General features: G+C 46.3%; 5 protein-coding genes. All 5 read right to left on the bottom strand.

The genetic code is table 11. From position 1 onward, the window contains the following. A partial coding sequence (locus tag ACO4PX_RS09330; protein ID WP_485572382.1) for a flagellar biosynthetic protein FliO occupies window positions 1–344 on the bottom strand: 344 nt, incomplete at its 3' end. Continuing rightward, window positions 344–1,762, bottom strand: coding sequence for a flagellar motor switch protein FliN (gene fliN / locus ACO4PX_RS09325; RefSeq protein WP_485572380.1), 1,419 nt, complete (start codon window positions 1,760–1,762; stop codon window positions 344–346). The genes ACO4PX_RS09330 and fliN, both read right to left, overlap by 1 nt. Before the next feature lie 47 nt (window positions 1,763–1,809). After that, the gene (gene flgC / locus ACO4PX_RS09320; RefSeq protein ID WP_183682884.1) at window positions 1,810–2,259 is read right to left on the bottom strand and encodes a flagellar basal body rod protein FlgC; all 450 of its coding nucleotides are present in this window, start codon (window positions 2,257–2,259) and stop codon (window positions 1,810–1,812) included. A 19-nt stretch (window positions 2,260–2,278) separates the two neighbouring features. Further along, window positions 2,279–2,647 carry a response regulator gene (locus ACO4PX_RS09315; protein WP_183682881.1) on the bottom strand — a complete coding sequence of 123 codons (369 nt, stop codon included), beginning with the start codon at window positions 2,645–2,647 and terminating at the stop codon, window positions 2,279–2,281. A 70-nt stretch (window positions 2,648–2,717) separates the two neighbouring features. After that, window positions 2,718–3,695, bottom strand: coding sequence for a flagellar motor switch protein FliM (locus ACO4PX_RS09310; RefSeq protein ID WP_485572384.1), 978 nt, complete (start codon window positions 3,693–3,695; stop codon window positions 2,718–2,720). Between the last annotated feature and the right edge of the window lie 7 nt (window positions 3,696–3,702).

Genomic DNA, 3,702 nt, shown 5'->3' with positions numbered 1-3,702 from the left:
TTCTTCTGTAAAAGCTTTGTCCCTTCCTTTTGAAATACGGAAAGAAAGCTTTCTCCGTTCCCCAAGGGATTCTCTCCCTCGTAGTCCTCCTGCAATTCGGTAATGAGTCGCATTCCTTCAGGTCCTGACGCCACAAGGAGACAGCGGTTCTCCTTCTCTAAACGAAGGATAAACAGCTGTCTGTCCTGAGATACCTGTATATGGTCAACCACTTGCATGTATCGACTTTTTTGGAACATTCTTCCGTACTTTCCGATAAAACGATGTAGAGCCCAAGCTCCTAAAAGGAAGAGACAGAAGAGTAAAAAACCGGACACAAGGGAGATGATATCCTGTTGAAACATTATAGGCTCTCCTGATTAATGTCTTTCTTCAAAATCTCGGTGATACGAATACCGAAGTTTTCTTCTACAACTACGATGTCTCCTCGAGCAATGCACTCTCCGTTTACATAGAGGTCTGCCTGCTCTCCTGCCATCTTGTCCAGTACCACCAGAGAACCCTGGGTAAAGTCTAAGATATCCTTTACCAGCTTTCTGGTCCTTCCGATTTCTACGGAAATCTCTAAAGGTACCTTCATCAGCATTTCTCTGTTGTCGGGATTTTCTCCCCCACTTCCACCTTCATTCTCAAATTCTCTGGAATTCAAGGGTTTAATCAGAGACGGCTCGGAAGGTCTAGTGTCTTTATTCTTCGCTGTCTGAATATCCCGAATCAATTCCAGCATCTGGGTCTGAGACTGTTGCATCTGGTTTAAGAGCTGCAAGGTAAGAGGATCCTGATAAGCCACGCCCTGAGGCATAGCCATCATCTGGGGAGCCATCTGAGCCGGTGCAGGCTGAGGCGCTGCTGCAGGCTGTGGTGCAGGTGCTGCCGGTTCAGCAACCGGTGCAGGTGCTGCCGCTACCGGTTCCGGAGCAGCTGCAGGCTCTGCTGCAGGAGCGGCTGCCGTTTCAGAGGCGCCCTCTCCGTTTTGCTCTGCCAATAAGCTGGCCAGTAAAGCATCCGCCGTTGCCTGGTCGATAGGACCGGACTTTGCAGGCATCGGAGCTTCCTCTGCCGCAGGCGCTTCTGCAGCCGGTGCTTCCGCTGCAGGCTCTTCTACTTGAGGCGATACAGCTTCCTCACTACTGGCAACCACCTCATCATCTTCCTCTTCTCCCATACCAAACTGGGCAGTAAAGGGCTTCAAAAGCTTCTTTACCAGATCCACAGACATGATATTCAAGAATTCACTCTTTAAGTTATCTTCGATTTCCAGGGTGAAGCGGATAACAACATTCTCCTCAGCCCCTTCGAAATACTTGTCTTTAAATGCAGCGCCGTCTGTGATTTCGTAAGAAATGGGGGTAGAAATATCTACGGTTGTTCCCAAAAACTCAGAAAGAGCGGTAGCCGAAGCTCCCATCATCTGGTTCATTGCCTCACGAATCGCACTGGCGTTGATTTCGTCCATGACGAATTCATCTTCCGGAATCTCCGCCCCCATCATCATGGAAACGATGATACGAACGTCGTTCCGGGAAAACATCATGATGTTTTTGCCATCAATTCCTTGAACGTATGCAATTTCAACTCCTATTGCCGGCTCTAATTCCCGAAACTCAAAGTTTTCTTTGTTTTTCACCTGCACAACAGGAGTAGTAATATTAACTTTAGTGCCAAGAAGAGTGGATATTGCCGTTGCTGACGCCCCAAGGCTGATATTCATAATCTCGCCTATGGCATCGATTTCCATTTCATTGAAGCTGGTCGCACCCATCTAACTTACTCCTTTAATTCTCAGTTTCCTGTTCCTATCGCCCCTTCTTACTTACCGATGTCCAGCGCTCTTTGTGCCATGGTCTTCATGGCATTTAAAGCGGTAACATTGGCTTCATAAGAACGAGTGGCAGACATGGAGTCCACCGTCTCCTTCAAAATATCCACATTGGGGTAGTTTACATAGCCCTGTGCATCCGCATCAGGATGATTGGGGTTATAAACCCTCTTCATCTCCCGATCATCGGTAATGACACCCTGAACACGAACTCCCGCATGCTGTCCCCGGAAGCCCTTGCCATTTTGCGCATTTCGAAGGGCCTGTTGGAAGGAGCGTTCTCCAAAGCTTTCCAGTACTACATCTTTTCTCTTGTATGCACCGCCTGCTTCGGTTCTGGTGGTATCCACATTGGCAATATTCTCTGCCGCAATGTCCATTCTGACTCTCTGAGCGCTCATCCCTGATGCACTAATATCGAATGAATTTAAAAATGACATGTTCTTCCTCTACTCTCTTTTAGCCACCTAAGATGTTCTTAACGGTGGAGGTAATTCTCTCTGCATTAAAGGGCTTTACAACGAAGTCCTTTGCTCCGGACTTAATTGCATCCACTACCATGCTCTCCTGTCCCATCGCGGTGCACATTACAACCTTTGCATCCGGATGTGCTTCTCTGATCTTCTTCAGAGCCTGCAATCCATCCATGTTGGGCATGGTAATGTCCATGATCACAAGATCAGGATTCTCTTCTTCAAACTTCTTTACTGCTTCCATGCCATCCTGTGCTTCCACGAAGGTGCAATCAGCAAAGCCGCCCTTTGTAAGGGAGTTCTTCACCATCATTCGCATGAACGCTGCATCATCTACTAACAAAATCTTTGCCATCTTCGTTTCTCCTATCCTTATTCTAAGCTTTTTTTATATCTCTATGACAGTTTCCTGCCTTAAGACCAGTTTATTCCTCATCATCCAGAGAAGGCTCCGGATCCAGTAAATCCTGAATGTCTTGTGCCATCACATTCATCGGTGAAATTTCTTCTTCCGGAATTTCTTCCGTTTCCCCTTCCTTCGCTACCGCGTCGGAAAGCGCTTCCATCGCCTTATCTTCCTTTTGGATGATTCGGTCTTCAATCCGAATGGCAATGTTTTTCTTATATACTCCCATCTTTCCGGTAAACCAGGGCTGTCTTCCTACATAAAGCTTTACAGCGGAATTCTTCGCCTTGTTTAAGTCGATGACATCCCCCACCTTTAAATGATAGAGATCTTCAATGTCCAACTTAACAACGCCAAGCTGTCCTGTCATCGGGAAGCTGGAAGCCTTCAAATGTTCCATAATGGTATCTTGATTATTCTCGTAAGCAAAGCCTCTGGCCAGGTGTTTCCGGTTATCAATAATCTTAAACATATGTTCCAGAAGGGTTCCGGGAAGACAGATTCGGATTCTTTCCATGGCTAAACCGGAAATATCCACATTCATCACTGCCAGCACTACGGTTTCATCCAATCCTACTTCCTGTACCATGGAGGGGTTGGTTTCTATCTTTGCAATCCTAAACTCTGCGTTAATATAATTGCTGAAACCGTCTCCCAAGGCATGGACAATGTATTCCATGATTCTCTTGTACAGAGCCATCTCCACATCGGTATAGCGGTAATCCTCTTCCGTCTTAATAACAGTATCACTTCCTCCCAGCATGTGGCTTACCAGAGTCAGGGTAAGTCCCGGTGAGATATAACTCATCATGGGCACATTGCTCTTTCCCTTATCCTGCACATAGGTGTCTACTATCGTCATACAGTCATTTTCATGGAAGGCATTGACATATTCGTAGTATCTTGTCTCTCTTAACTCTAAAACCGTAATGTCCGTCATGGTACGGAAAATACCATTCACCTGAGAGGTTAAAATTCTTGAATAGTTATCGAAGATAAACCTC

The organism is Oribacterium sp. (assembly GCF_057249185.1).
This window is presented reverse-complemented; position numbering and strand designations above follow the sequence as displayed.

Excerpts from the sequence above, each read along its gene's own strand:
- fliN (WP_485572380.1), bottom strand. The coding sequence starts at position 1,762 with ATGGGTGCGACCAGCTTCAATGAAATGGAAATCGATGCCATAGGCGAG.
- flgC (WP_183682884.1), bottom strand. The coding sequence starts at position 2,259 with ATGTCATTTTTAAATTCATTCGATATTAGTGCATCAGGGATGAGCGCT.
- ACO4PX_RS09315 (WP_183682881.1), bottom strand. The coding sequence starts at position 2,647 with ATGGCAAAGATTTTGTTAGTAGATGATGCAGCGTTCATGCGAATGATG.